This is a genomic window from Pseudomonas sp. NPDC012596 (genome assembly GCF_042902325.1).
Lineage (GTDB): Bacteria > Pseudomonadota > Gammaproteobacteria > Pseudomonadales > Pseudomonadaceae > Aquipseudomonas.
Window position 1 is genome coordinate 252,878 of sequence record NZ_JBIBEB010000002.1, and the last position, 24,718, is coordinate 277,595.

At 63.7% G+C, this 24,718-nt stretch carries 20 protein-coding genes and 1 pseudogene; 12 read left to right on the top strand and 9 right to left on the bottom strand.

Annotated elements, in window-relative coordinates:
* The first annotated feature begins 112 nt into the window (after positions 1-112).
* From ACFY68_RS03715 to ACFY68_RS03725, 3 genes and pseudogenes are all read left to right on the top strand, one after another.
* Positions 113-1,039 (top strand): LysR substrate-binding domain-containing protein, encoded by a 927-nt coding sequence (locus ACFY68_RS03715; RefSeq protein ID WP_387523368.1) that lies wholly within the window; start codon positions 113-115, stop codon positions 1,037-1,039.
* 260 nt (positions 1,040-1,299) lie between these two features.
* Positions 1,300-2,292: pseudogene (locus tag ACFY68_RS03720) on the top strand (Cache 3/Cache 2 fusion domain-containing protein); the annotation flags it as partial.
* A 219-nt stretch (positions 2,293-2,511) separates the two neighbouring features.
* Positions 2,512-3,201 carry a methyl-accepting chemotaxis protein gene (locus ACFY68_RS03725; RefSeq protein ID WP_387523799.1) on the top strand — a complete coding sequence of 230 codons (690 nt, stop codon included), beginning with the start codon at positions 2,512-2,514 and terminating at the stop codon, positions 3,199-3,201.
* Between the two features lie 78 nt (positions 3,202-3,279).
* Here ACFY68_RS03725 and ACFY68_RS03730 read toward each other — a convergent pair whose 3' ends face one another.
* The gene (locus ACFY68_RS03730) at positions 3,280-4,674 is read right to left on the bottom strand and encodes a VOC family protein (RefSeq protein WP_387523371.1); all 1,395 of its coding nucleotides are present in this window, start codon (positions 4,672-4,674) and stop codon (positions 3,280-3,282) included.
* A 221-nt stretch (positions 4,675-4,895) separates the two neighbouring features.
* Complete coding sequence (locus ACFY68_RS03735; protein ID WP_387523374.1) at positions 4,896-5,786, bottom strand: LysR family transcriptional regulator; 891 nt, start codon at positions 5,784-5,786, stop codon at positions 4,896-4,898.
* Between the two features lie 136 nt (positions 5,787-5,922).
* Here ACFY68_RS03735 and ACFY68_RS03740 point away from each other — a divergent pair, with 136 nt between their 5' ends.
* Positions 5,923-7,413 carry an aldehyde dehydrogenase family protein gene (locus tag ACFY68_RS03740; RefSeq protein ID WP_387523376.1) on the top strand — a complete coding sequence of 497 codons (1,491 nt, stop codon included), beginning with the start codon at positions 5,923-5,925 and terminating at the stop codon, positions 7,411-7,413.
* Positions 7,414-7,554: 141 nt separating this feature from the next.
* Positions 7,555-8,841, top strand: coding sequence for an NAD(P)/FAD-dependent oxidoreductase (locus ACFY68_RS03745; RefSeq protein WP_387523379.1), 1,287 nt, complete (start codon positions 7,555-7,557; stop codon positions 8,839-8,841).
* Between the two features lie 100 nt (positions 8,842-8,941).
* On the opposite strand, the gene ACFY68_RS03750 is transcribed toward ACFY68_RS03745, so the two are convergent.
* Positions 8,942-10,369: a mechanosensitive ion channel domain-containing protein gene (locus ACFY68_RS03750; RefSeq protein WP_387523382.1), complete on the bottom strand. Its 1,428-nt coding sequence runs from the start codon at positions 10,367-10,369 to the stop codon at positions 8,942-8,944.
* Positions 10,370-10,631: 262 nt separating this feature from the next.
* On the opposite strand from ACFY68_RS03750, the gene ycaC (ACFY68_RS03755) reads away from it, so the two are divergent.
* The 3 genes from ycaC (ACFY68_RS03755) (at position 10,632) to ACFY68_RS03765 (ending at position 14,201) form a co-directional block, all read left to right on the top strand.
* Positions 10,632-11,261, top strand: a complete 630-nt coding sequence (ycaC, locus tag ACFY68_RS03755; RefSeq protein WP_346612620.1) for an isochorismate family cysteine hydrolase YcaC — start codon at positions 10,632-10,634, stop codon at positions 11,259-11,261.
* Between the two features lie 117 nt (positions 11,262-11,378).
* Positions 11,379-11,945 (top strand): antibiotic biosynthesis monooxygenase, encoded by a 567-nt coding sequence (locus ACFY68_RS03760; protein ID WP_387523385.1) that lies wholly within the window; start codon positions 11,379-11,381, stop codon positions 11,943-11,945.
* Positions 11,946-12,359: 414 nt separating this feature from the next.
* Positions 12,360-14,201, top strand: a complete 1,842-nt coding sequence (locus ACFY68_RS03765; protein ID WP_387523802.1) for an amidohydrolase — start codon at positions 12,360-12,362, stop codon at positions 14,199-14,201.
* Between the two features lie 96 nt (positions 14,202-14,297).
* Here the strand turns inward: ACFY68_RS03765 and ACFY68_RS03770 are convergent, their stop codons facing one another.
* Positions 14,298-15,560 carry an OprD family porin gene (locus ACFY68_RS03770; protein ID WP_387523388.1) on the bottom strand — a complete coding sequence of 421 codons (1,263 nt, stop codon included), beginning with the start codon at positions 15,558-15,560 and terminating at the stop codon, positions 14,298-14,300.
* A gap of 71 nt (positions 15,561-15,631) precedes the next feature.
* Positions 15,632-16,489, bottom strand: coding sequence for a LysR family transcriptional regulator (locus ACFY68_RS03775; RefSeq protein WP_346612617.1), 858 nt, complete (start codon positions 16,487-16,489; stop codon positions 15,632-15,634).
* A 129-nt stretch (positions 16,490-16,618) separates the two neighbouring features.
* Between ACFY68_RS03775 and ACFY68_RS03780 the strand changes: the two genes are divergently transcribed.
* Positions 16,619-17,806 carry a YbfB/YjiJ family MFS transporter gene (locus tag ACFY68_RS03780; RefSeq protein ID WP_387523391.1) on the top strand — a complete coding sequence of 396 codons (1,188 nt, stop codon included), beginning with the start codon at positions 16,619-16,621 and terminating at the stop codon, positions 17,804-17,806.
* Here the strand turns inward: ACFY68_RS03780 and ACFY68_RS03785 are convergent, their stop codons facing one another.
* Entirely contained in the window at positions 17,807-18,718 is a 912-nt protein-coding gene (locus tag ACFY68_RS03785) for a LysR substrate-binding domain-containing protein (protein WP_387523394.1), read from the bottom strand. It abuts the gene before it with no gap.
* A gap of 135 nt (positions 18,719-18,853) precedes the next feature.
* Between ACFY68_RS03785 and ycaC (ACFY68_RS03790) the strand changes: the two genes are divergently transcribed.
* Positions 18,854-19,483 carry an isochorismate family cysteine hydrolase YcaC gene (ycaC, locus tag ACFY68_RS03790; RefSeq protein ID WP_387523397.1) on the top strand — a complete coding sequence of 210 codons (630 nt, stop codon included), beginning with the start codon at positions 18,854-18,856 and terminating at the stop codon, positions 19,481-19,483.
* Positions 19,484-19,778: 295 nt separating this feature from the next.
* On the opposite strand, the gene ACFY68_RS03795 is transcribed toward ycaC (ACFY68_RS03790), so the two are convergent.
* The 3 genes from ACFY68_RS03795 to ACFY68_RS03805 form a co-directional block, all read right to left on the bottom strand.
* On the bottom strand, positions 19,779-20,072 hold the full coding sequence (locus tag ACFY68_RS03795; protein WP_387523400.1) for a DUF3077 domain-containing protein: 294 nt from the start codon (positions 20,070-20,072) through the stop codon (positions 19,779-19,781).
* A 442-nt stretch (positions 20,073-20,514) separates the two neighbouring features.
* Complete coding sequence (locus ACFY68_RS03800) at positions 20,515-22,302, bottom strand: monovalent cation:proton antiporter-2 (CPA2) family protein (RefSeq protein WP_387523402.1); 1,788 nt, start codon at positions 22,300-22,302, stop codon at positions 20,515-20,517.
* Positions 22,303-22,424: 122 nt separating this feature from the next.
* Positions 22,425-23,399 carry a GlxA family transcriptional regulator gene (locus ACFY68_RS03805; protein WP_387523405.1) on the bottom strand — a complete coding sequence of 325 codons (975 nt, stop codon included), beginning with the start codon at positions 23,397-23,399 and terminating at the stop codon, positions 22,425-22,427.
* Positions 23,400-23,578: 179 nt separating this feature from the next.
* Between ACFY68_RS03805 and ACFY68_RS03810 the strand changes: the two genes are divergently transcribed.
* On the top strand, positions 23,579-24,019 hold the full coding sequence (locus ACFY68_RS03810) for a helix-turn-helix domain-containing protein (protein WP_387523408.1): 441 nt from the start codon (positions 23,579-23,581) through the stop codon (positions 24,017-24,019).
* Positions 24,016-24,642 (top strand): isochorismate family cysteine hydrolase YcaC, encoded by a 627-nt coding sequence (gene ycaC / locus ACFY68_RS03815; RefSeq protein WP_033702238.1) that lies wholly within the window; start codon positions 24,016-24,018, stop codon positions 24,640-24,642. The genes ACFY68_RS03810 and ycaC (ACFY68_RS03815) overlap by 4 nt, the downstream gene beginning before the upstream one ends.
* The last annotated feature ends 76 nt before the right edge of the window (positions 24,643-24,718 follow it).

Consider the following 24,718-nt stretch of genomic DNA (forward strand, 5'->3'; position numbering starts at 1 on the left):
CTGAGGCTTCGGTCAACTTTGCACAAAAGGATAAAAGCGATGGTTGGCATGAGTTCAACTCATGCATATATGATCACAAGCATCCCTTCGCCGCCCCGTATGCAGGTGCCCCATGTCCCGTCAGCTGCCCCCGCTGTATGCGCTGCGCGCATTCGAAGCCGCCGCCCGGCTCAGCTCTTTCACCCGTGCCGGCCATGAGCTGTCGATCACCCAGAGTGCGGTCAGCCGGCATATCCGTACCCTGGAGGATCACTTCGCCTGCCGCCTGTTCATCCGCAGCGGCCGCAGCCTGCAACTGACCGAGGCCGCGCGGGTGCTGTTGCCGGGCGTGCGTGAGGGCTTCGCCGCACTGGAGCGGGCGTGCGATACGTTGCGTGGCGAAGACGACATCTTGCGCATGAAGGCGCCTTCAACCCTGACCATGCGCTGGCTGCTGGCGCGCCTGAGCCAGTTCCGTCACTTGCAGCCCGGCAACGAAGTGCAACTGACCAGCGCCTGGATGGACGTCGATCATGTCGACTTCAATCAGGAGCCCTTCGACTGCGCAGTACTGCTCAGTGACGGCGTGTTCCCGCCGGACTGGGAGGTCCGGCGGTTGTTCTCCGAGCTGTTGATTCCGGTGGGTGCACCGGACTTGCTCAAGGAAGGCCCGTTGGACCAACGCCGGTTGGCCGGCATCGAGCTGCTGCACCCCACCCCCGACAAGCGTGACTGGCGCGAATGGCTGGAGCGCATGGGCCTGGCCGACAGCGTTTCGCTCAAGGGCGGGCAGGTATTCGACACGCTGGAGCTGGGCATGATCGCTGCGGCCCGCGGCTACGGGGTCTCGATGGGCGACCTGCTGATGGTTGCCGAAGACGTGGCCCATGGGCGCTTGAGCCTGCCCTGGCCGACAGCAGTGCCTAGTGGCATGGATTACTACCTGGTGTGGCCGCGCACCCGCCCAGGGGGTGAGCGGTTGCGGCGCTTGAGTGTGTTTTTGCAGGAAGAGGCGGCGGCGGTGAACTTGCCGGATGTGCGCATTCTGCCGGGTCTTTGATCGCCTGCACTGGCCTCTTCGCGGGCACAGCGCAGAGCTTCAAACCCCGCAATCCCTGTAGGAGCGGGCTTGCCCGCGATGAGGCCAGTGCAGGCTAAAGAAAACGTTTGCGAATACCCCGGTCCGACACTCAAGTATTCGCCACCGACGCCGATTTACTTGCACCAGCGTCCCGGAAAGAGGGCGCGATTCTCCGTCGACAAACAGCAGGCGGTCCACGTGATCAGGATGATCCAGGCCACCTGCCAGGAGCTTCCCCCATGTCTCAACCGCGTGCCCGAATCGCTTCGCAGCTCGGTATCGCCCTCGCCATTGTGCTGGCGTTGGTGATCACCGGCAGTACTCTGTTCGCCCTCCGTTCCCTGGACGACGCCAACCTCGCCACGCGCCAGGCGCACCTGGCCAGCGAAGCGCGGCTGCTGGCTGACCAGCTGGAAACCTTCCATGGTTCGCTCAAGGACAATACCCAACGCCTTAGCGGCTTGTTCGAGCGTCGCTTTGCCTCCGGGCTGTCGCTGCATGCCGGCGAAACCGTGCAGGTTGCCGGGCAGCCCACGCCGGCCCTGTACCTGGGTGACCACCTCCTGAACAACGATTTCCAGCAGGTGGACGAATTCCAGCAGATGACCGCTGGCATCGCCACTTTGTTCGTGCGCAGCGGCGACGACTTCGTGCGCATCACCACCAACCTGAAAAAACAGGATGGCAGCCGCGCAATTGGTACCCAGCTCGACCGCCAGCATCCGGCGTACGCGAAGCTGCTGGCGGGGCAGATGTACGTGGGCCGGGCAGTGCTGTTCGAGCGCAACTACATGACCCGCTATGTACCGGTGAACGACGGCAACGGCCGTGTCATTGCAGTACTGTTCGTCGGTTTCGACTACACCGACGCGCAGAATGCGCAGTTCAGCAACCTCAAGCGCTTCCGTATTGGTGAAACCGGGTCGCTGGCCATTCGCGACGAGCAGGGTCAGTGGCTGGTGCCGCCAGCCAATGCCGACCTGCCCTCGTTCAGCGCCTCCGCGCCGTTTGCCGAAGGCCCGTGGACTGTGGTCGCCAGCATGCCCTTGGCAGAGATCCGCGAGGTAACCTGGAGCGTTGGCCTGCGCCTGGCCATCGGCAGCCTATTGGCGATGCTGCTGGCCGTGGCCGCCACCCTGTGGTTGCTGCGCCGCAAACTGCGCCCGCTCGACGACCTGGTACGTCAGGCCAATGCCTTGGGCGCCGGCGACCTTAATGCGCGCCTTGCCGTGACCAGCCATGACGAGATCGGCCAGCTGGCGCGCAGTTTCAACAAGATGGGCGAAGCGCTGGCGACCATGGTCGAGCACATTCGCGGAGCTTCCGAGCAGGTCAGTGGCCGCGCCCGTTCGTTGGCCGGCCTGTCGGCGGGCGCCTGTGAGGGCATGGACCAGCAGTCCGGTGAAATCACCAGCATGGCCGGTGCGGTGGAAGAGTTCAGCGCCACCTCGATGAACATTGCCGACAACATGGCTGGTACCGAGCGCATGGCCCGCGACAACGCCCAGCAGACCCGGATTGGCCGCACGGCCATGGATGAAGCGTCGAGCTCTTTGCGCCAGATCGCCGAGGCATTGGGAGGCACCGCGACCGTGATGGACACGCTGGGCGCACGTTCGCAAGAGATCGGCGGCATCGTCGGGGTGATTACCGCAATCGCCGAGCAGACCAACCTGCTGGCCCTCAACGCTGCCATCGAAGCGGCGCGCGCTGGCGAACAGGGCCGCGGTTTCGCCGTGGTCGCAGATGAGGTCCGCGGCCTGGCGGCACGTACTCGCCAGGCGACCGATGAGATTTCCGGGATGATTGCCAGCATCCAGCAACAGACCGGCCACGCCATCAGCACGCTGGAGCAGGGTAATCAGTTGATGCAGGAAGGCCTGCAGCGCAACGACAAGGTGGCCGAGGCCCTGGCGCGTATCGACGAGCAGAGCCGGGTGGCGGGTGAGCAGTTCACGGTGATCAGTACGGCCACCCAGGAGCAGAGCAGCACCGCGACCGTGCTCAGCCGCAACCTGCAGAGCATTGCCCAGGCCAACAGTGAACAGCGGGATGTGGCCAATGAACTGGCCTTTACCGCGCGTGAGCTGGAGGGGTTGGCGGCGCAGTTGCGCCAGGAAGTGGATCGGTTTCGGGTATAGATAACCCGTTGACCGCACTCCCTGCGCCGTACCTGTAGCAGCGGCTTCAGCCGGGATGGGCCGCGAAGCGGCCCTTTTTTACAGCGACCGCAGGTTCAACGCCTGCGCACAAGCCTGCAGCGACCGCTGCTCGCTCTGCGCATACAAGGCCAGCTCATCCTGCACCCGCAGCCCCAGCGCCGCCTCGAACGCATCGCGGTTGGCATTGCTGCCATATTCAGCCTGGGCATCGTCACCCAGGTTCGACTGGAAAATCCCCGCCGCACTCACCGGCAAGAAGTCCTCGTACACCAAGGCCTCGAAATGCACATGGCCAGCGTCGATCAAGCCCTGCAGGGTAGTCGGGCGATCAGCCTGCTCTCGCGCGGCCAGGCCTTTTTCGGTGGCGAAATAACGGAAGTACGCCAGGCCTTGCTCACGCATCTGCGCCAGGTCATCGGGGAACTCGGCAAAGTGTGCCTGCAACAGCGCCACGTAACGCTCGGCATTGGCCTCCGCTGGCGCACCGCCCAGGGCCGCACGGGTAGCGTCGAGCAACCGGTCATACAGCTGGCGGCCCTTCGGCGTCAGTGCAGCGCCTCGCTGTTCGATCTCGCCGAAGCGCGCGGTGTGGCTGCCTTCGCTGCCGTGCTGGTCGCTGAAGGCGACTTTCTCTTGCAAAGCCTTGAAACTGGTCTGGCGCAGCAGGATCGGGTGGCGGCGGGTGGGCGGGCCTTCGACCACGGCCTTCGGCGGGATGCCCTTGGCCGGCATGCCTAGCTGGATGGCGTCGATGTCCAGGGTGCGCGGGGTCAGGTGGTTGATGTGCGGGCCCTTGAACGCCACCACATCGGCGATCAGCCGATGCTGATCATGCAGCTGCTGGTACTGCTCGGCAGTGACCGTCGCATCCTTGTGCCAGCGGAAGGTGTGCAACGCTTCCTGCACGAAGGCCTCGGCGTCGGCTGCGTTCAGGCCGCCATCGCGCTCGCATTGGGCGATCAGCTCGAGTGCGCGGGCAGTGAAGATCTTGCGCTTGGCCAGAATGGTTTGCGCCAGCTCACGCAATGCGGGGTTGTCGATCAATTCCAGGCGCAGCAGCGACGTGAACACGCGGAACGGGCTGATGTGCAGTGCCTGTTCGTGCACGGCGCGGAACGCGGTGGAGTGCACCGGCACGCCGGCGGAACTGAGGTCGTAATAGCCGACTGGCTGCATGCCCATGACCGCGAACAGCCGGGCGATGGTGGCCAGCTCTTCGGCGCTGCCGACGCGGATGGCACCGTGGCGCTCCTGGTCCAGGCGCTCGACCTCGCCGGTCCAGCGCAGGGCTTCGGCCACTTTGGGCTGCTCGGCCATGACCTGCTGGTTGATTTCGCTCACCAGCTCCAGCAGCGTGCCGTACAGCGGCACTTCCTGTTTATACATGAGCGACATGGCGGCAGAGAACTGCGCGCGAATGCTGTCGGGGCTGACGAAATCGTGGGCGTGCATCGCTAGCTTCCTGGTTGGGTTCGGACGCTTACATGAAAGCTGGGAATGCACTACGGTCACAAGCGAAAAAAAGTGAGTGTGTCATTCCTTTTTTGATCGATCTTCAGGGCCCTATCGCCGGCAAACCAGCTCCCACAGGCACAGCACAAGTTTCAGCAACTGTGCTGTGCCTGTGGGAGCTGGCTTGCCGGCGATAGGGCCGCAAAGCGGCCCCGGCAATCTCAAGGCTGAAGCTGCTCCTGAATCCACTCCACCAACGCCCGCACTTTGGGAACCTCCGCCGCATGCTCGGCATACGCCAGGTAATGCGCCCCGGCACTGCACATGGCATGGTTCCACGGCACCACCAGGCTACCCTCGGCCAACTCCTTCGCCGCCAGGTAGCGCGGCACCAGCGCCACCCCGCAACCGGCCTGCGCCGCGCTCAAGGCCATGTAGAACGTATCGAAACGCGGCCCGTGGTAAGCGTTGACACTGTGCAGCCCCAATTCCAGGAACCACTCGTGCCAAGCCTCCGGCCGCGAAGTGCTTTGCAGCAGCACCAGTTCGGCGAGCTCGCTGGCTTCCTTCAATTTGCGCCCTGCGAGCAGCTCCGGGGCGCACACGGGCACTACCTCTTCGCTGAACAGCTCGAGGCAGGTCGCCCCTGGCCAGGTGCCTTGCCCATAGAAGAACACCACATCCGCCGAGCCCTGCAGCAAGGCGAATGGCTCCATTTCGTTGCGAATATCCAGGTGGATGTTGGTGTGGCGCTTGCCGAAGCCCTTGAGGTGCGGGATCAGCCAGCGCACGCCAAAGCTCGGTTGAGTGGCTACCTTCAATATCTCGGTCTGCTCGCCATAGGTCAGGACATAGCGGCTGGACATGTCGACCTGGGTGAGGATCTTGTTGACCTCCGCCAGGTACAGGCTACCGGCAGGCGTCAGTTGCAGGCGCCGGCGGATGCGCAGGAACAGGTGGTGACGGAGCAGCTCTTCGAGCTGCGCCACCTGCTTGCTGACCGCGCTTTGGGTCAGGTGCAGCTCTTCGGCGGCACGGGTAAAGCTCAAGTGGCGAGCTGCAGCCTCGAAGCACTGCAGGGCGGTCATGGAAGGCACCAGGCGTTTGGACATAGCGTTCTCTGCGGCTCGAATCATTACCTGACGGAATGATAAGCGGAATAAAGGTCGTTTGTTGCACCCGTGTAATCGGATTAATACTGATCCCCATCATTTTTCCACCCCATCACCCGATGTAGGAGAAACACAAATGGTTGCTGGATTGCTCGAGCGCCTTGGCGTTGCCGCCACGGCTTACACCCAGGGCGATTACCCTGTTCACACGCCGATCGACGGCAGCCAGATCGCCACGGTGAAACTGCTTGGCAAGGCCGAGACCACTGCCCGCATCGACGCGGCGCAAAGCGCCTTCGAAGCCTGGCGTAGCGTGCCGGCCCCGCGCCGTGGTGAGCTGGTGCGCCTGTTCGGTGAAGTGCTGCGTGAACACAAGGCTGACCTGGGCGAACTGGTGTCGATCGAAGCCGGCAAGATCACCCAGGAAGGCCTGGGCGAAGTGCAGGAAATGATCGACATCTGCGACTTCGCCGTGGGCCTGTCGCGCCAGCTGTACGGCCTGACCATTGCCTCCGAACGCCCGGGCCACCATATGCGTGAATCCTGGCACCCGCTGGGCGTCGTCGGCGTGATCAGTGCCTTCAACTTCCCGGTGGCCGTGTGGGCCTGGAACACCGCCCTGGCCTTGGTGGCCGGTAACGCGGTGGTGTGGAAGCCGTCCGAGAAAACCCCGCTGACCGCGCTGGCCTGCCAAGCGCTGTTCGAAAAAGCCCTGAAAGCCTTCGGCGATGCCCCGGCTGGCCTGGCGCAACTGATCATCGGCGGCCGCGAAGCAGGCGAAGCGCTGGTCGACGACCCGCGCGTGCCGCTGGTCAGCGCCACCGGCAGCACCCGCATGGGCCGTGAAGTCGGCCCACGCGTGGCCGCCCGCTTTGGCCGCAGCATCCTGGAACTGGGCGGCAACAACGCGATGATCCTGGCCCCGAGCGCAGACCTGGACCTGGCCGTGCGCGGCATCCTGTTCTCCGCCGTCGGTACCGCCGGCCAACGCTGCACCACGCTGCGCCGCCTGATCGTGCACCGCTCCATCAAGGACGAAGTGGTTGCCCGTGTGAAAGCCGCCTACGCCAAGGTGCGTATCGGTGACCCGCGCAAGGACAACCTGGTGGGCCCGCTGATCGACAAATTGTCGTTCGACGCCATGCAGGGCGCGCTGGCCAAGGCCCGCGACGAAGGCGGCGAGGTGTTCGGTGGCGAGCGTCAGCTGGCCGACCAGTACCCGAACGCCTACTACGTTTCGCCTGCCATCGCCGAAATGCCCGCGCAGAGCGAGGTGGTGCGCCACGAAACCTTCGCGCCGATCCTCTACGTGCTGGCCTACGACGACTTCGAAGAGGCTCTGCGCCTGAACAACGAAGTGCCGCAGGGGCTGTCGTCGTGCATCTTCACCACTGATATCCGTGAAGCCGAACGCTTCCAGAGCGCCTCGGGCAGCGACTGCGGCATCGCCAACGTCAACATTGGCACCAGCGGCGCCGAAATTGGCGGTGCGTTCGGTGGCGAGAAGGAAACCGGCGGTGGCCGTGAGTCGGGTTCGGATGCCTGGAAAGGCTACATGCGTCGCCAGACCAACACCGTGAACTACTCGCGTGAGCTGCCGCTGGCGCAGGGTATCGTGTTCGACTGATGCTGCATGGCCGGGGGCTTTGCCCCCGGTTCGCCGGCAAGCCGGCTCCCACAGGGTTCGGTGCGATTCTTGTGGGAGCCGGCTTGCCGGCGATAGGGCTGCAAGGCAGCCCCAATAAGAACAAAACTGCTGGAGCCGGCCATGTCCGAACTGCGTCAACAATGCTTGTGGGAACACGTCAGCCAACCGACCGTCGCCGCCCAGGCCCTGGCCGGTGAGCACAAGGCCGATGTCTGCGTCATCGGCGGCGGCATTACCGGCCTGTCGGCGGCCATCCACCTGCTCGAACAGGGCAAGTCGGTGATCCTGCTGGAGGCCTGGAAGATCGGCCACGGTGGCTCCGGACGCAACGTCGGCCTGGTCAACGCCGGCACCTGGATACGCCCCGACGATGTCGAGGCAACGTTGGGCCAGAAGCAGGGCAGCCGCTTGAACAAGGTGCTCGGCGAGGCGCCCGGCGAAGTCTTCGCCATGATCGAACGCCTTGGCATCGCTTGCCAGGCGCAGCACAAAGGCACCCTGCACATGGCGCACAACGCCACCGGCATCGCCGACCTCCAAGCGCGCCATGAGCAATGGAGCCGACGCGGCGCCGATGTGCAGTTGCTGACCGGCGCCCAGTGCCAGGAATACTGCGGTACCGACAAGATTTCCGCCGCGCTGCTTGACCGCCGCGCCGGCACCATCAACCCCATGGGCTATACCCAGGGCCTGGCCGCGGCGGTTGCACGCCTGGGCGGCAAGCTGTTCCAGCAATCGGCCGTCGAAGGCCTGGAGCGCGATGGCGACGCGTGGCGGGTCAAGACTGCCCGCGGCTCGGTGTGCGCCGAGAAGGTGGTGATCTCCACCGGCGCCTACACCGAAGGCGATTGGAGCAACCTGCAGAAGCAGTTCTTCCGTGGTTACTACTACCAGGTCGCCTCCAAGCCGCTGCACGGTGCTGCTGCCGACAAGGTCCTGCCACATGGCCAAGGCTCGTGGGACACCCGCACCGTACTCAGCAGCATCCGCCGCGACGATCAGGGTCGCCTGCTGCTCGGCAGCCTCGGCCGGGTTGACAACAAGCCGGCGTGGTTCGTGCGCAGCTGGGCTGACCGCATACAGAGCCATTACTACCCGCAGCTGGGCAAGGTCGAGTGGGAAATGCACTGGACCGGTTGCATCGACTTCACCCCCGACCACCTGATGCGCCTGTTCGAACCGGCGCCTGGGTTGGTCGCGGTCACCGGCTACAACGGCCGGGGTAATACCACCGGCACGGTGATCGGCCGTGCGTTTGCCGAGTTTCTGCTCAAGGGTGAGGCGGACAGCCTGCCGATCCCGTTCTCGCCGATGACCGGGGTGAGTGCGCCGTCGTTGCGCACGGCGTTCTACGAGTCAGGGTTTTCGCTGTATCACGCGGGGCAGTGCTTGAGAGTGGTGTTGTAACCACTGGCCTCTTCGCGGGGCAAGCCCGCTCCCACAGGGTCCTGTGGCGTGCCTGTGGGAGCGGGCTTGCCCCGCGAAGAGGCCAGTAAAGACAAACCGATTACTTGTGCAACCAACTGAGGAAGCCACCCTTCTTGATCAGGGTCGGCTTCTGCAGCAATAGCGATTCCCGGCTTTGGCGCCTGAACCGCTGCAACTTGGTCAACGCCGCCTGCACCTCACCGCGCTGCACCAGGCAGCTGCGCACCTGCTCCTTGTCGATGCGGTACAGCACGCAACTGGTCAAGGTACGGAACTCGGCAAACGAGTCATCCTCGTCGATGATGCCCTCGATCCCCAGCACTTCACCCGGCCCCATGCGCCCGGCCTCCAGCAGCTTGTCGCCATCACGTACAGACGCCGACACCACGCCGCTGCCAATCACCAGCAAGTAATCGGACAGCTCGCCCACGCCGAGAATCACCTGGTCCGCCAGATACTCCACCGCGGTCATGCGCTGGCTCAGGGCGTCGCGCTCCTCGTCGCTCAGCGAGCGGAACACCCGCACTTCGTCCAGTACTTCACGCTGGCGGCTGCGCGGTGGAAGGGCCAGGTCGACGTTCCACATCACGCCGCTGGCCTCCAGGTGCCGGTGGGCGAGGTCGAACAGCTGGTTGCGTGCCTCGGTCTTGCCGCCCATGTCGGCGACAAAGCCGCTGGCTTCGTACTCCACCGATTCCAGGCTCGAAGCCTTCACCGTCACCTTCGGCTTGGGTGATGCCAGAATCGCGCGGGTGCCTTGCAAGGCTTTTTCCAGCGCATCGAAAACCCGCTTCGGCCGTACCTTGGCTGGCACCACCACGCTGATCGACACCCCATGCACATCGGCCGGGCGGCTGTGGTTGAGCAACTTGGCCTTGGCCGCCACCGAGTTGGGGATCACTGCCAGGCTGCCTGAGCCGGTAAGCAGGCGGGTGGCGCGCCAGTCGATATCCAGCACTTTGCCTTCGGTGCCGTCGATGGAGATCGCATCGCCGATCTGGTACGGCCGCGTGGTGTTCAGCACGATGCCGCTGAACACGTCGGCCAAGGTGCTTTGCAGCGCCAAGCCAATGACGATGGCCATTACCCCCGAGGTGGCCAGCAGGCCCTTCACCGGCAGTTGCATCACATAGCCGGCAGCGGCCACCACCGCCGCCAGAAAAATCAACGCCCCCAACACATCCTGCAGCAACCGCCCGCCATGGCTGCCGCGCGCCACCAGCAGCAGGCCGAACACCACCGTCACCGTGCGCGCACCAAATAACCACCAGCCGATCGCCAGCACCGTGGCCATCAGGTTGCGCGACACGTCGTCGACCCAGGGCGGCGGTTGCAGCGGGCTCATCCCGGCAGCCACCAGCACCCAGCTGAACAGCAGGAAGATCGCCAGCCTTGCGCCGATACGCCATGCCCTGCGCTGAACAGGGATGAGTTGCCAAAGCACAAGGTCGAGCAGGATCAGGGCGCAACCGAGCAACAGCGGGGACGACTGGATTAAAGCCAGCATGGTGGTCTCGGGGGTGAGGGGAGGGCTGTGGGTAGTAATAGAGCAGGTTGGGCGGGCAGGCAATGGCTGTCTGTGCTGGCTTCTTCGCGGGCATTACCGCTCTCACAGGTACTGCGCCGGCTTTGCCAACTCATCGTTCACTAAACAGAACGCTAAAGCCAAAAACCGCTATCTACCGCTCCAAAGGTGAAGCTTTTAATCTTCTCCCATCAGCGCGAAACACCCAACTTACTGAAAATCAAAACCCTTAGGAGCTACGACCATGACCAACTTCAAATACAACCGCCTGAACAAAGACGACGCCGCCGTTCTGCTGGTCGACCACCAGGCTGGCCTGCTGTCCCTGGTGCGCGACATCGAGCCGGACGCGTTCAAGAACAACGTGCTGGCGCTGGCCGACCTTGCCAAGTTCTTCAACCTGCCCACCATTCTCACCACCAGCTTCGAGCAAGGCCCGAATGGCCCGCTGGTACCGGAGCTCAAAGCGCTGTTCCCCGACGCCCCGTACATCGCCCGCCCAGGCCAGATCAACGCCTGGGACAACGAAGACTTCGTCAAGGCCGTGAAGGCCACCGGCAAGAAGCAGCTGATCATCGCCGGCGTGGTCACCGAAGTGTGTGTCGCCTTCCCGGCCCTGGCTGCCCTGGAAGAAGAGTTCGAGGTGTTCGTGGTGACCGATGCCTCCGGCACCTTCAACGCCATGACCCGCGACGCCGCCCACGACCGCATGAGCCGTGCCGGTGCGCAGCTGATGACCTGGTTCGGCGTGGCCTGTGAGCTGCACCGCGACTGGCGCAACGATATCGAAGGCCTGGCCGCGCTGTGCTCCAACCACATCCCGGACTACCGCAACCTGATGACCAGCTACAACGCCTTCAACGCCGGCAAGTAAGCCGGCCCGCCCAGGGCACCGTCAGTCGGTGCCCGAGCAGGGCAGCACAACCATCCAATCCTCCGCCCGTCCGCCGTTGCACAGTGGATGCGGGCAAGCTCATCCCAAGGAACGCCGATGAACACCGCATTCCAAGACAACCGCAACGTGGTGACCCTGGTCATTCAGCACAAGGTCCGTGCCGCGTCGCTGGCCGGCTACGAAGCCTGGCTAAAGCGCACGGTCAGCACCGCTCGGCGCCAGCCGGGGCACCTCGATGTCAACGTGATCCGCCCGGACGACGGTGGGCTGCATTTCACCACCGTGGTGCGCTTCGCCGATGCCAGCCTGCTGCAGGCCTGGGTCAATTCCGCTGAGCGCCAGGCGCTGGTAAACGAAGTGCTGCCGCTGCTCGAAGGCGGCGACCACACCCAGGTGCACGACGACCCAGAGTTCTGGTTCACCCCGCCAAGTGCCAACGCCGCGCAACCGCCGCGCTGGAAGCAGGCATTGCTGACCTACCTGGTGATCTGCCCAATGACCATGATCATTCCGCAGCTGCTGGCGCCGCTGTTCGCACGCTTCCCGCAGTTGGGCGGGGTGGTGATCGGCAACCTGATCGTCAACCTGTTCGTCATCCTGCCTGTGGTGTTCTTCATCATGCCGTGGGTAACGCGGCGCTGTGCCAACTGGCTGCGTGGCTGAGAGAAGACCTGCTGGCGGTTTTGAAACTCTGAGCAGGCTGGGGCCGCGTTGCGGCCCATCGCCGGCAAGCCGGCTCCTACCTCGACCGCATCGGCTCCAAGCCCTGTGCGGTGCCTGTGGGAGCCGGCTTGCCGGCGAGGAGGCCGGCCCTGCCAGCACAAAATGTGAACAGGGCTAACCTTCTTCAACCCACCGCACATCCATGCAATCCCTAGCCAGGCCTGAAGCGGCATGCTCCGCAGTTGCCGCCGCCGCACCCAGACGGAGAAGACCATGTCCCAGGACGCCAACGACAAGAGCCGTCGCCAGTTCCTCGCCGCCAGCACTGTGCTCGGTGCCGCTGGCGCGCTCTGGTCCGCATTGCCCTTCACCGGCTCCGCCGGTTCCGCCCACGCATCCACTCAAGGAGGTTCCATGACCGCCGACCTGATTCTGTTCAACGGCAAGCTGCACACCGTTGACCGCGAAAAGCCCACCGCGACCGCTGTCGCCATCAAAGACGGCCGCTTCATTGCCGTGGGCAACGACGCCGAGGCCATGGCCCACAAGGGTGCTGCCACGCAGATCATCGACCTCAAGCAGCGCACGGTAATCCCAGGCCTGAACGACTCGCACCTGCACCTGATCCGCGGCGGTCTGAACTACAACCTGGAACTGCGCTGGGAAGGCGTGCCGTCGGTGGCCGATGCCCTGCGCATGCTCAAGGACCAGGCTGCGCGTACGCCAACCCCGCAGTGGGTGCGGGTGGTCGGTGGCTGGAACGAGTTCCAGTTCGCCGAAAAACGCATGCCTACCCTGGAAGAAATCAACCAGGCCGCGCCCGACACCCCGGTGTTCCTGCTGCACCTGTACGACCGCGCGCTGCTCAACCGCGCCGCGCTCAAGGCTGTGGGCTACAACAAGGAAACGCCAAACCCGCCGGGTGGCGAGATCCAGCGCGACAAATTCGGCAACCCCACCGGCATGCTCATCGCCCGCCCCAACGCGATGATCCTCTACGCAACCCTGGCCAAGGGGCCGAAGTTGCCGCTGGAATACCAGGTCAACTCCACCCGCCAGTTCATGCGTGAACTGAACCGCCTGGGCCTGACCAGTGCCATCGATGCCGGCGGCGGCTACCAGAACTTCCCCGACGACTACTCGGTGATCCAGGAGCTGGCCGACAACAACCAGCTGACCGTGCGCATTGCCTACAACCTGTTCACCCAGAAGCCCAAGGAAGAGCTGGACGACTTCAAGAAGTGGACCTCCAGCGTCAAGCTGCACAGCGGCACCGACTTCCTGCGTCATAACGGCGCTGGTGAGATGCTGGTGTTCTCCGCTGCCGACTTCGAAGACTTCCTCGAGCCGCGCCCGGACCTGCCGCAAACCATGGAAGAAGAGCTGGAGCCGGTGGTGCGCCATCTGGTCGAGCAGCGCTGGCCGTTCCGCCTGCACGCCACCTACAACGAATCGATCACGCGCATGCTAGACGTGTTCGAGAAGGTCAATCGCGACATCCCGTTCAATGGCCTGCCGTGGTTCTTCGATCACGCCGAAACCATCACCCCGCAGAACATTGAGCGTGTACGTGCGCTGGGCGGCGGTATCGCCATTCAGGACCGCATGGCCTTCCAAGGCGAATACTTTGTTGACCGTTATGGCTCCAAGGCTGCAGAGCAGACCCCGCCCATCAAGCGCATGCTCGAGATGGGCGTGCCGGTCGGTGCCGGCACTGACGCCACCCGCGTGTCCAGCTACAACCCTTGGACCTCGCTGTACTGGTTGGTCAGCGGCAAGACCGTGGGCGGCATGGAGCTGTACCCCGAAGGTTTGGACCGCGACACCGCATTGCAGCTGTTCACCCAAGGCAGTGCCTGGTTCTCCAGCGAGCAGGGCAAAAAAGGCCAGATCAAGGTAGGCCAGCTGGCCGACCTGGCGGCACTGTCGCTGGACTTCTTCAGCGTGGATGAAGAGGCGATCAAGGGGATCGAGTCGGTGCTGACCATCGTTGATGGCAAGGTCGTGTACGGCGCTGGCGAGTTTGACAGGCTTGGCCCACCTCAGGTGCCGGTCCTGCCGGAATGGTCGCCGGTGGCCAAGGTGCCGGGACACTGGCGCGTCGGTACGCCATCGTTGGCCGCAGCGGTGCACCAGTGCAGTGGGCCGTGTGGCGTGCACGCACACAGCCATGAGAAGGCGCGGCATTCGAGTGTGCCGGTGAATGACTACCAGGGTTTCTGGGGCGCGCTGGGGTGTTCGTGTTTCGCTTTCTAAGCTGACCTGATGTGAAGGGGGCCCGTTATTGGGCCCCCTTTTTTGTGCGCTCATCACTGGCCTCTTCGCACCCCAGCCTGTGGGGGGCGGGCCGTGTCAGAAGCTGACCTTGAGCGGGTACTCGATGATCAGGTAGATGCGGTCGATGTCGTCGCCCGCCTGCGCCTGATTGGCGCGATGGCTGACGTGGGAGAACGACAGGCTGAGGTCCTTGGCGGCCCCCGACTGCACCACGTACTTGAGGTCGATGTCGCGCTCCCAGTGACGCCCGCCTTTGCCTTGCTGGCCAGCGTAAGCGCCGCCCGCCGGGGCATGCGTACCATCGATGGCGCTGCCGCTGACGTAGCGGCCCATCAGGCTCAGGCCAGGCACGCCAAGGGTGGCGAGGTCGAGGTCGTAGCGCAGTTGCCACGAGCGTTCGCCGGGGCCGTTGAAGTCGGCGTACTTGATCGAGTTGGCAAGGTAGATCGAGTCGCCGCCGACGAAGTCGAATGGCGTGTCGCCTTCGATCTTCTGATAGGCCAGGGTCACGGCCTGGGCACCAAGGCGGTACTTGCCCGACAGGCTGTAGGCGAGGGTGTCGATGGCGCCGGCACTGGCGCTGCCGGTGTCGCGGGTCTGGTACAGGTTGCCGTCAAAGCGCCAGTTACCCTCGGCCAGGTTTACGTTGAGGTAGGCCTGGCGCCAGGTGTCCTGCAGCTGCCCTGCGTACAGTGCACCGCCGAACGGGCCAGCGGGGGCAAAGGTCGCGCCGGCCAGGCTGATGGTGCGGCCATGGGTAGTGGCGCCATAGCCTGTGAAGTCGTCGTGGGTCGAGCTGTTGTCCTGGTTGTTGAACGCGGTGAAGCGCCCTGCTTGCAGGCGCCAGTCAGGCAGGTCGGTGTTTTCCAGCAGCCAGCCGGTGGCGTACTCCGGGTGCAGGCGTTTGTCAGCGGTGTCGAACACCGGGGTTTCGACGGTCATCTCGCCGTAATGCAACTGGGTGTTGCCCATACGCAGCTTCAAGGCGGCGCCAGCGCTGGAATAGTCGGACTCGGCGCGACCATCGCTGTCGCGGGGCAGCAGGCCGGTACCGGCATGGCCGCGGCCGCCGTCGAGCTTGAGGCCGAGAAAACCATGGGCGTCGATGCCGACACCGACGGTGCCTTCGGTAAAACCGGAGCGAATTTCGCCGATGAAGCCCTGAGCCCATTCCTGGCGGTAGTTCTGACCGCTGCCGGAAGGGGAGCGGAAGTCGCTGTGCAGGAAGTAGTTGCGGCTGAGCAGCGACCAGCCGGGTTCCTGCGCCTGGCCGAAGGCCGGGCAGAGGGCGAGGGTGGCGAGCAGGGCGCGGCCTGGCCCGTGAGTGGCGCGGATCATGGGGGCTCCGGGGTGGATGATGCCGGACTGTGGAGCAAGAACAGGCCAGGGTCTTGTAAGGGTGTGCTGGGTCAGTTCGAGAACGCCTGTGCAATCGCTTCGATCACCACCCGCACCCGGGCTGTGTGCCTGACATCCTGGTGGGTGACCAGCCAGATATCGTATGGCTTGCCCTGCGGCCATACCTTGCGCAAGCCGTCCCGCTCGCCCAGCGGCAGCGGCAACTCACCGAGCCCGATACCGCTGGCCAGGGCCCGGCGCACCATCAACCCCGAGGTGCAGGTCAGGGCGACCCGGCCCTGAGCGATGGGCTCGCCGGCCAGGGTCACCTCCTTGCCGCTGTCCAGGTAGGGTTGGTATAGCACCAGCTCATGCCCGGCGAAGCCGCTGCCCGGTACCGGCGCACCACAGCGCTCGAGGTAGGCGGCTGAGGCAAACAGCCCGCTTTGCCAGCGCGCCAGGCGGCGCACCACCAGTTCGGGGTTGTCGGGTTTGTGCGTGCGTACGGCGATATCCGCCTCGCGTTTAGTGAGGTTGAGCATCTGCGTCGAGGCCTGTAGCTGGACTTCGACACCCGGATGCGTCAAGCGCAGGCTGGCGACGGCCGGGATGATGAAATCCATGGCGAACGAGTCGGTGGTGGTGACCCGCACCACACCGCTCAAGCGCTCATCCAGGCCAAGGATCTGCCGCTGCAGACCTGCGGCGGCAGCCTCCATCTCCAGCGCGGCGTGCATCGCGACCTCCCCGGCACTGGTCAGTGCGTAACCACTGGAGGTGCGCAGGAACAAGGTGGCGTTCAGTGCGTTCTCCAGCGACCCGAGCCTTCTGCCCACCGTTGCCTGGTCCACGCCCAAGCTGCGGGCAGCGGCGCGCAAGGTCTGCTCGCGGCACAGGGCCAAAAAAACGCGGGTGTCGTCCCAATTCATCGCGGGTGTCCTCGGTGATGCAAAAATGCAGGGCAGTGCTGAGAAATCGCTGCGTTATTTCATCGAGAATCGACTTTATGCTCTTCCCATCCTTACAAACAAGCGCCCCAGCCGGCGCGAGGGCAGATCATGAATATTTCGACTCAACGTGCACCCTGGTTGCCTATCTGGGGCGGGCTGTGTGCCAGCCTTGTCGGTATCGGGCTGGCACGCTTCGCCTATACACCGCTGATCCCGGCACTGATCGATGCGCACTGGTTCGCCAGCTCGGCGGTGGTCTACCTGGGGGCGGCCAACCTGGCGGGTTATCTGATAGGCGCGCTGCTGGGCAGGCCGCTGGCGGCGCGCTGGTCCAGCCGGGCGGTGCTGCGCGGCATGATGGTCCTGGTCAGCCTGGCGTTCCTGGCGTGCGCCTGGCCACTGTCGGTGGGGTGGTTCTTCGGCTGGCGGCTGCTATCGGGGGTGGCGGGCGGCGTAATCATGGTGCTGGCGGCCAGCGCGATCCTGCCGCATGTGGCGGCAGCGCGCCGCGGGCTGGCCAGTGGCGCGATCTTCCTTGGCATTGGCCTGGGCATCGCCGGTGCCGCCAGCCTGGTGCCATGGCTGCTGGGCAAGGGCCTGCAGCAGACCTGGCTGGGGCTCGCGGCGCTCTCGTTGCTGCTCACGCTCAGCAGCTGGGCCGGCTGGCCAGCCGAGCACGCGCATCAGCAGGCGGGGCCTGTACCTCAGCCAGGCAGTGTTTCGCCTGCAATCAAGGTGTTATTCGGCCAATACGCGTTGATGGCCACGGCCTTGGTGGCCCCAATGATGTTCCTGGTGGATTATGTCAGCCGTGGGCTGGGCGCTGGCACCCACGCCGGCGGGGTGATCTGGGGGTTGTACGGCCTTGGCGCAATTGCCGGGCCTGTGATCTACGGGTTGCTGGCCGATCATCTGGGTGCCCGTGCTGGCATCCGCCTGGTATTGCTTGCGCAACTGATCGCCTTGGGCGTTTTGCTGGGCAGCCAGGACTTGCGCCTGCTCGCCGCTGCCGCGCTGTTGATCGGCTCGTTCCCGCCAGGGATCGTGCCGCTGGCGTTGGCGCGGGTGCACCAACTGGTAGAGGGCCACGCCCAGCAGAATGCGATATGGAGCCGCGCCACCGTGTCGTTCGCCAGTTTTCAGGCGATTGCCGGGTACGCATACTCGGCGTTGTTCGCCGCCAGTGGTGGCCACTACGCTACGCTGTTCGCCGTGGCGGCCGGTGCTGTCTTGCTGGCGCTGCTGGTCGATCTGCTGCTCAAAGGTGAAGCCCGAGCGATGGCTGCGCGGGCCTGATCAGGCCATATCGCTGATGGCGAATTCCTCCGCCAGATGATCGATCAGCGAGCGAACCGAGGGCAGCAACCCGCGCCGCGACGGGAAAATCGCGTGCACGATACCGCAACGCGGGTGCCATTCCGGCAGCAGCTCGACCAGCCGGCCCTCCGCCAGATCTTCGCGCACTGCGACCCGAGGCAAGTGCGCAATGCCCACTCCGGCGACCACGAAATGGCGCAGGGCGAACAAGTCGTCGGTGACCATGCGCGGTGTGTGCGGGATCACGATGCTGCGGCTCATGTCCTCACCCTGGAACAGCTCCCACTGGTACTCCCGCTGGGCGCTGCCCCAGTGCACGCTGGGCAGCGTGCCGAGCAGCTGTGGATCGAAGCCTTTGGGCAATTGCTGCAGGTATTGCGGGTGGCCCACCAGGCACTGGGTACTGTTGCTCAGCACCTTCATGACCATATCGGTGTTTTCCAGCGGCGGGAAGCGCACGCGCAGCGCCACGTCGAAGCCTTCATGCAGCAGGTCGACGCGGCGGTTGGTGCTTTCGATGAACAGTTCCACCTGCGGGTATTTGAGCATGTAGCGGGTGAGCATCGGCCCGACCCAGGAGTTGAGCAGTGTGGTCGGGCAGCTGATGCGCACCAGCCCGCGTGGCTCGCTGCGGTTGCGCTCGATGATCTCCGCCGCGCCTTCGGCTTCAACGCGCATGGCCAGGCAACGGTTGTAATAGGCCTGGCCAATTTCGGTCAGCGAGCAGTGCCGGCTGGTGCGGTGCAGCAGGCGCACACCCAGGCGTTCCTCAAGGTCGGCGATGCGCCGGCTGAGTTTCGACTTGGGCATGTCCAGCGCCCGCCCGGCCGGTGCGAAGCCGCCGTGCTCGACCACCTGGGTGAAAAAGTAGAGGGAGTTCAGGTCTTCCAATGATCGTTCTCCAGGTGGAACGCTAAGGGCGATTTTCGCGGTCTACCGCTCTAGAGGTGATGATTTTAATCTGTGCCCATCAACGCGAAACACCCCAGATTGCTGAAAAATTCATAAACCTTAGGAGCACAGACCATGAGCAAATTCACCTACAACCGCCTGAACAAAGACGACGCTGCCGTGCTGCTGGTCGACCACCAGGCTGGCCTGCTGTCGCTGGTGCGTGACATCGAGCCGGACAAGTTCAAGAACAACGTGCTGGCCCTGGCCGACCTTGCCAAGTACTTCAACCTGCCGACCATCCTCACCACCAGCTTCGAACAAGGCCCCAACGGCCCGCTGGTACCGGAGCTCAAAGCCCTGTTCCCCGACGCCCCGTACATCGCCCGCCCAGGCCAGATCAATGCCTGGGACAACGAAGACTTCGTCAAGGCAGTGAAGGCCACCGGCAAGAAGCAACTGATCATTGCCGGTGTAGTGACGGAGGTATGCGTCGCGTTCCCGGCCCTGGCGGCGCTGGAAGAAGAGTTCGACGTGTTCGTGGTAACCGATGCCTCCGGCACTTTCAACGAAATGACCCGCGACGCCGCCCACGACCGCATGAGCCAGGCAGGGGCGCAGCTAATGACCTGGTTCGGTGTGGCTTGCGAGCTGCATCGCGACTGGCGCAACGATGTTGAAGGGTTGGCGGCGCTGTGCTCCAACCACATTCCGGATTATCGGAATTTGATGACCAGCTATAACGCGTTGACTGCTGGTAAGTAATACGGAGTAACTTTATGCATGGCCTCCGCAATGGGGCCATCGTTGACTAGATCCTGAAGTGTTGTTAGCGTTTTACGTGAGCGCGAAACAAGCTGCCATTCAGCGGCAATAGCTGGCGTAGGAACCCCGTCGATGGCTGGATCATCAACGTCGGGTGAGACCTCCACACCCTGGCTTGAGGGTGTGTATATGAATATCAAGCATGGTTACAGGGCCACTGGTGACAGTGGCCCTTTTTATTTGCCGTGCTGGCCTCTTCGCGGGTAAACCCGCGAAGAGGCCAGCACAGACGGCATCAATTCAAAGGCTGTGACTCAATGCCATCCAGCAAAGCCTCGACTACACCCTCAGCCATTTCTAAGGCATTAAGGTTGCTCCAGAACAGACTTTTGCCTGTTTCATCCAGGTGCTCCAGGGCTTTGTAACCAGACTCATAAGCACCACGCAGATATTGGGCTACATGGACCAGGGCATCGTGGGCGGGAATGTTGGGATTAACGGAGAAGAGTGGGGGATGGCCAGCACCGCAGCGGTCGAAAGCACGGTGGGCTGTGGCGGGCAGGGGCGGATCGGGGACGATCTTTTTCATAGTCAATTTCCGATAGTGATTGACCGGCACCATCCGTTTCCACGCGAAGGGTGGCGGCTGTACGCGGGGTGGAAAGCCAGGCTATCGGAACCCCGGCAGGCCTTTCGACCTCCCGCGCACAGCTGCCATTTCGACAGCCTATCCAATAGTACCTCCCGGGTTTCCACACCCGATCGCTGAACCGACAGCGACCTGGTAAGCCTAGAGAGAAGGCTTTCCCCGGACAATCAGACGGGCGTCGACTCGGGTTGTAGGATAAGTCGCTAGGCGAGTCGGAACTGTAGGAAGTATCTATTGGGGTGGTCAGATGCTTCTGAGCATTCAGAGTATTTGGGGCGCCGAGTGCATGTCTGGAGGTATAAGTCGCTATTGAAATCGAGCGCCGCCCGCGCGGCGCTCGATCTCATGAACAATAAATCAATAACGGCGAGCGCCCCGAGCCTCAATCCGCATCCGAATCAAACAACCGCTCCAGCTCCACCCGCGCTTCCTTTGCCGTCTGCATCACCTTGGCCCGGTCATCACGAACCTGCCCCTGCGCCTCCAGCACTTCCTCGTCATGCTGGGCAAACCGCTCGATGCGGTCCGCTGCCTGTTCACTGCTCAGCCCCAGCCCGACCAGCGCGCGACGGGTCATTTCCAGGCTCGAATAGAACGTTTCGCGAATCGGCTCGGCACCTACGTCCACCAGCTTGTGCACATGCTGGCGGTTACGGGCGCGGGCCAGCACCTTCAAGTGCGGGTACAGGCGCTTGACCCGTTCCGCCGTGCGGGTGGTGACTTCGGGGTCGTCGGTGGTGATGACGAAGTATTCGGCCTCGCCGACCTTGGCTGCATGCAGCACTTCGGGGCGCAGCGGGTCGCCGTAGAACACCGGGGCCTGTTCGAACATGCGAGTCATCTCGATGGCGTCCACCGAAGTTTCCAAGGCGACGAAGGGGATCTTCTGTGCACGCAGGATGCGCGACACGATCTGCCCCATGCGGCCCATGCCGACGATCACCACACGCGGGGTGCCGGCGTCGATGGTCTTGTACTGCTCGGGCACCTCCGGCGCAGGTTGCGGGCGCTTGAGGGCGCGGGCGCAGCCGAGCATCAACAGCGGGGTGATGGCCATAGACAGGGTGATGGTCATCAACAGCAGGTCGTAGGTTTGGGTATCGAACAGCCCTTGGTCCTTGCCCAGTTTGAACACCACGAAAGCGAATTCACCGCCAGCCGCAAGCACCATACCCAGGCGCAGCGCGCTGGCGCTGTTCAGGCCACCGGCCAGGCGCCCGACGCCAACCAGCAGCACCAGTTTGACCGCCACTAACAGCAAGGTCAGCCCCAGCAGCACCAGCGGCATTTCCAGCAGCAGGCTCAGGTTGGCGCCCATGCCGACGCTCATGAAGAACAGCCCAAGCAGCAGGCCTTTGAAGGGTTCGATCTGCGACTCCAGCTCGTGGCGGTATTCAGAGTCGGCCAGCAGCAGGCCGGCAAGGAAGGCGCCCAAAGCCATTGAAATTCCGGCTTCCTCCATCAGCCAGGCGGTGCCGATCACTACCAGCAGCGCGGTGGCGGTGGACACTTCCGGCAGGCCGGTGCGGGCGACGATGCGGAACACCGGGCGCAACAGGTAGCGACCGCCGACGATCACCACAGCGATGCTGGCGAACACCTTCAGGCCATGCTCCAGGCTGTCACCGTGGCTGGTGTCCGGGCCGCTGGCGGCCAGCAACGGGACCAGGGCAATCAGCGGGATCGCGGCGATGTCCTGGAACAGCAGAATGGCGAATGCCAGGCGGCCATGTGGAGCGTTGAGCTGCTTGTTCTCGGCCAGGCTCTGCAAGCCCAGGGCGGTGGACGACAACGCCAGGCCAAGGCCGACCACGATGGCCGCCGGCAGCGACTGGCCGAAGCCGAACAGCGCGATGGCGCCGATCAGTGCGCCAGTCAGCAGCACCTGCGCAGTACCCACGCCGAACACCGACTTGCGCATCAACCACAGGCGTTTGGGGGATAATTCCAGGCCGATGATGAACAGCAGCAGGACCACGCCCAGCTCGGAGATATGCGCCACGCTTTCAGTGTCGCGGATCAGGCCGAGGGCTTGCGGGCCGATGGCCACGCCGGCCAGCAGGTAACCAATCACGGCACCCAGTTGCAGGCGTTTGGCCAGGGGGACGGCGAGGACCGCGGCGAGCAGAAAAATCACCGCGGTTTGTAGAAGGCTGCCTTCGTGTGGCATTGGCTCGAACTCCATGAGCTGCCGGGGCAGCGTTAGAACAGTGTGGCGGACAATTCTGGGGATTGCGGCTGTTTCAAACAATCGGCGCTGCAGGAGAAACATTGTCCTGTATTGGTTGACAGTCAGCCGCCACCAAACTGCGCTCGATACTGCGCCGGCGTCATGCCGATCCGCTCGCAGAACACCTTGCGCATATGCCGGTCACTGCCAAACCCACACTGCGCCGCCACCACCTTCAACGGACGGTCGCTGCCTTCGAGCAGTTTGCGCGCCTGGTCGATTCGCGCATTCTGCAGGTACTGCAACGGCGTTATGCCCACCTCGCGCTGGAAGGTTCGGGCGAAATTGCGCCCACTCATCGCCACCAGGTCGGCCATCTTCTGCACGGTAAAGGCCTGGTCGATATGGTCGACGATATACGCCTGCACCCGCGCGATCGCCGAGCCATCGCGCGGTACCGCTGCCAGCAGCGGCCCATAAGGTGTCTGCCCGCCCTGGCGATGGCGGGCCACCAGCAGCACCTTGGCCACTTCCAGGGCCAGCGCCTTGCCGTGATCTTCCGCGACGATGGCCAACGCCAGGTCGATGCCTGCGGTGATCCCGCCAGAGGTGATCAAGTCGCGGTCGACCACGTAGATCTGCTCTGTCTCGACCTTCGCTTGCGGGAACGCGCGTGCCAGGCGCTCTACGTAATTCCAGTGCGTAGTGCAGCGATAACCGCCGAGCAGGCCGGCCCGCGCGAGCAGAAAAACCCCAGTGCAGATGGCGCCGAAGCGTTTGGCACCCCGTACAGCCCCAGGTAGCCAGCGCTCCAGTTCGGGCAGGGCAACGTCATAGGCCCCAGGCCCGCCCGGTACCAGCAGCAGTTCGATGTTGGCGGGGAGGTCTTCCAGGCGTAGATCTGCCAATACCTTCAAGCCGCATGAACTGCGGATGGCACCTTGGCTTTGCGCCACGGTAACCAGCCGGTAGCGCCGGTCTTCAGGCAAGAACCGGTTGGCGATGGCAAAGGCATCCATGGGGCCGGTGACGTCCAGCAACAGCACATCGTTGAACAGCACCATGGCCACGGTGCGTTGAGCGCGATTTTCCTGCATACCTCTTTCGCCTTGAATACTGGCCGCTTGCGGCGGCGTGAAGCTGAGAACGAAGTGCATCTTAAGGTATCGGTAACGCGGCGGGGCCAGCAGCGCTCAATTAAGAACTATTCAGGTTTGGCTCAGGACTTTGTCACCTGCTGAGGGCGAAACTTTCTGCATTGATCAGGAGAGTCGCCATGAACCCTGGGACGCCCCAAAACTGCCCGAATACCCCCGGTGCCCTGACCCCCGCGCGACTGCGCCAGGCCAAGGAACTGATGCTGCGCAGCTCACTGTCGATCATCGAGATCGCGGGTGTGTGCAACCTCACGCGCAGCCATTTCTCTCGCGCCTTCAAGGTCAACACCGGCCTGTCGCCCCAAGCCTGGCGCTTGCTGGCGCGCATGGAGAAGGCCAAGCGCCTGCTGGCCACAGAGGCGCCGATCACCCACGTGAGCCTTGAATGCGGCTTCTGCGACCAGGCGCATTTCACCCGCGCCTTCAGCCGCCTGGTCGGCCAGCCACCCAAGGCTTGGCGCCAGTCGACGCGGGTAAACCTTAAGACGGCTTTATCCCCCGGTATAAGCCTTCGGGCCAGTGCCGAGGTCCACTATTCAACCCAAGGAGTCATCCCATGAGCCAACCTGATTACAAGCGCCTGAACAAAGACGATGCCGTGGTACTGCTGGTCGACCACCAGACCGGGCTTATCTCGCTGGTGCAGGACTTCTCGCCCAACGAATTCAAGAACAATGTGCTGGCCCTGGGCGACCTGGCCAAGTTCTTCGGCTTGCCGACTATCCTCACCACCAGCTTCGAACAAGGCCCCAACGGCCCACTGGTGCCGGAACTCAAGGAGATGTTCCCGGACGCGCCGTACATTGCCCGCCCCGGGCAGATCAACGCCTGGGACAACGAAGATTTCGTCAAGGCGATCAAGGCCACCGGCCGCAAACAGCTGATCATCGCTGGCGTGGTCACCGATGTGTGCGTGGCGTTCCCGACCCTGTCGGCGCTGGCCGAGGGCTTCGAGGTATTCGTGGTGACCGATGCTTCCGGAACCTTCAACGAGACCGTACAGCAGGCAGCGTGGGTGCGCATGACCCAGGCGGGTGCGCAAATGATGAACTGGTTCTCGGTGGCCTGCGAGCTGCACCGCGACTGGCGCAACGATATCGAAGGGCTGGGTAACCTACTGTCGCAGCGCATTCCCAACTACCGCAACCTGATGAACAGCTACGCAGTATTGAGCGCGCGTTGATCTGACACCTGCGCCTCCCACAGGTACCCCGCTATAGTCGAAAATGCAGAGTACTTGTGGGACGGGCTTGCCCGCG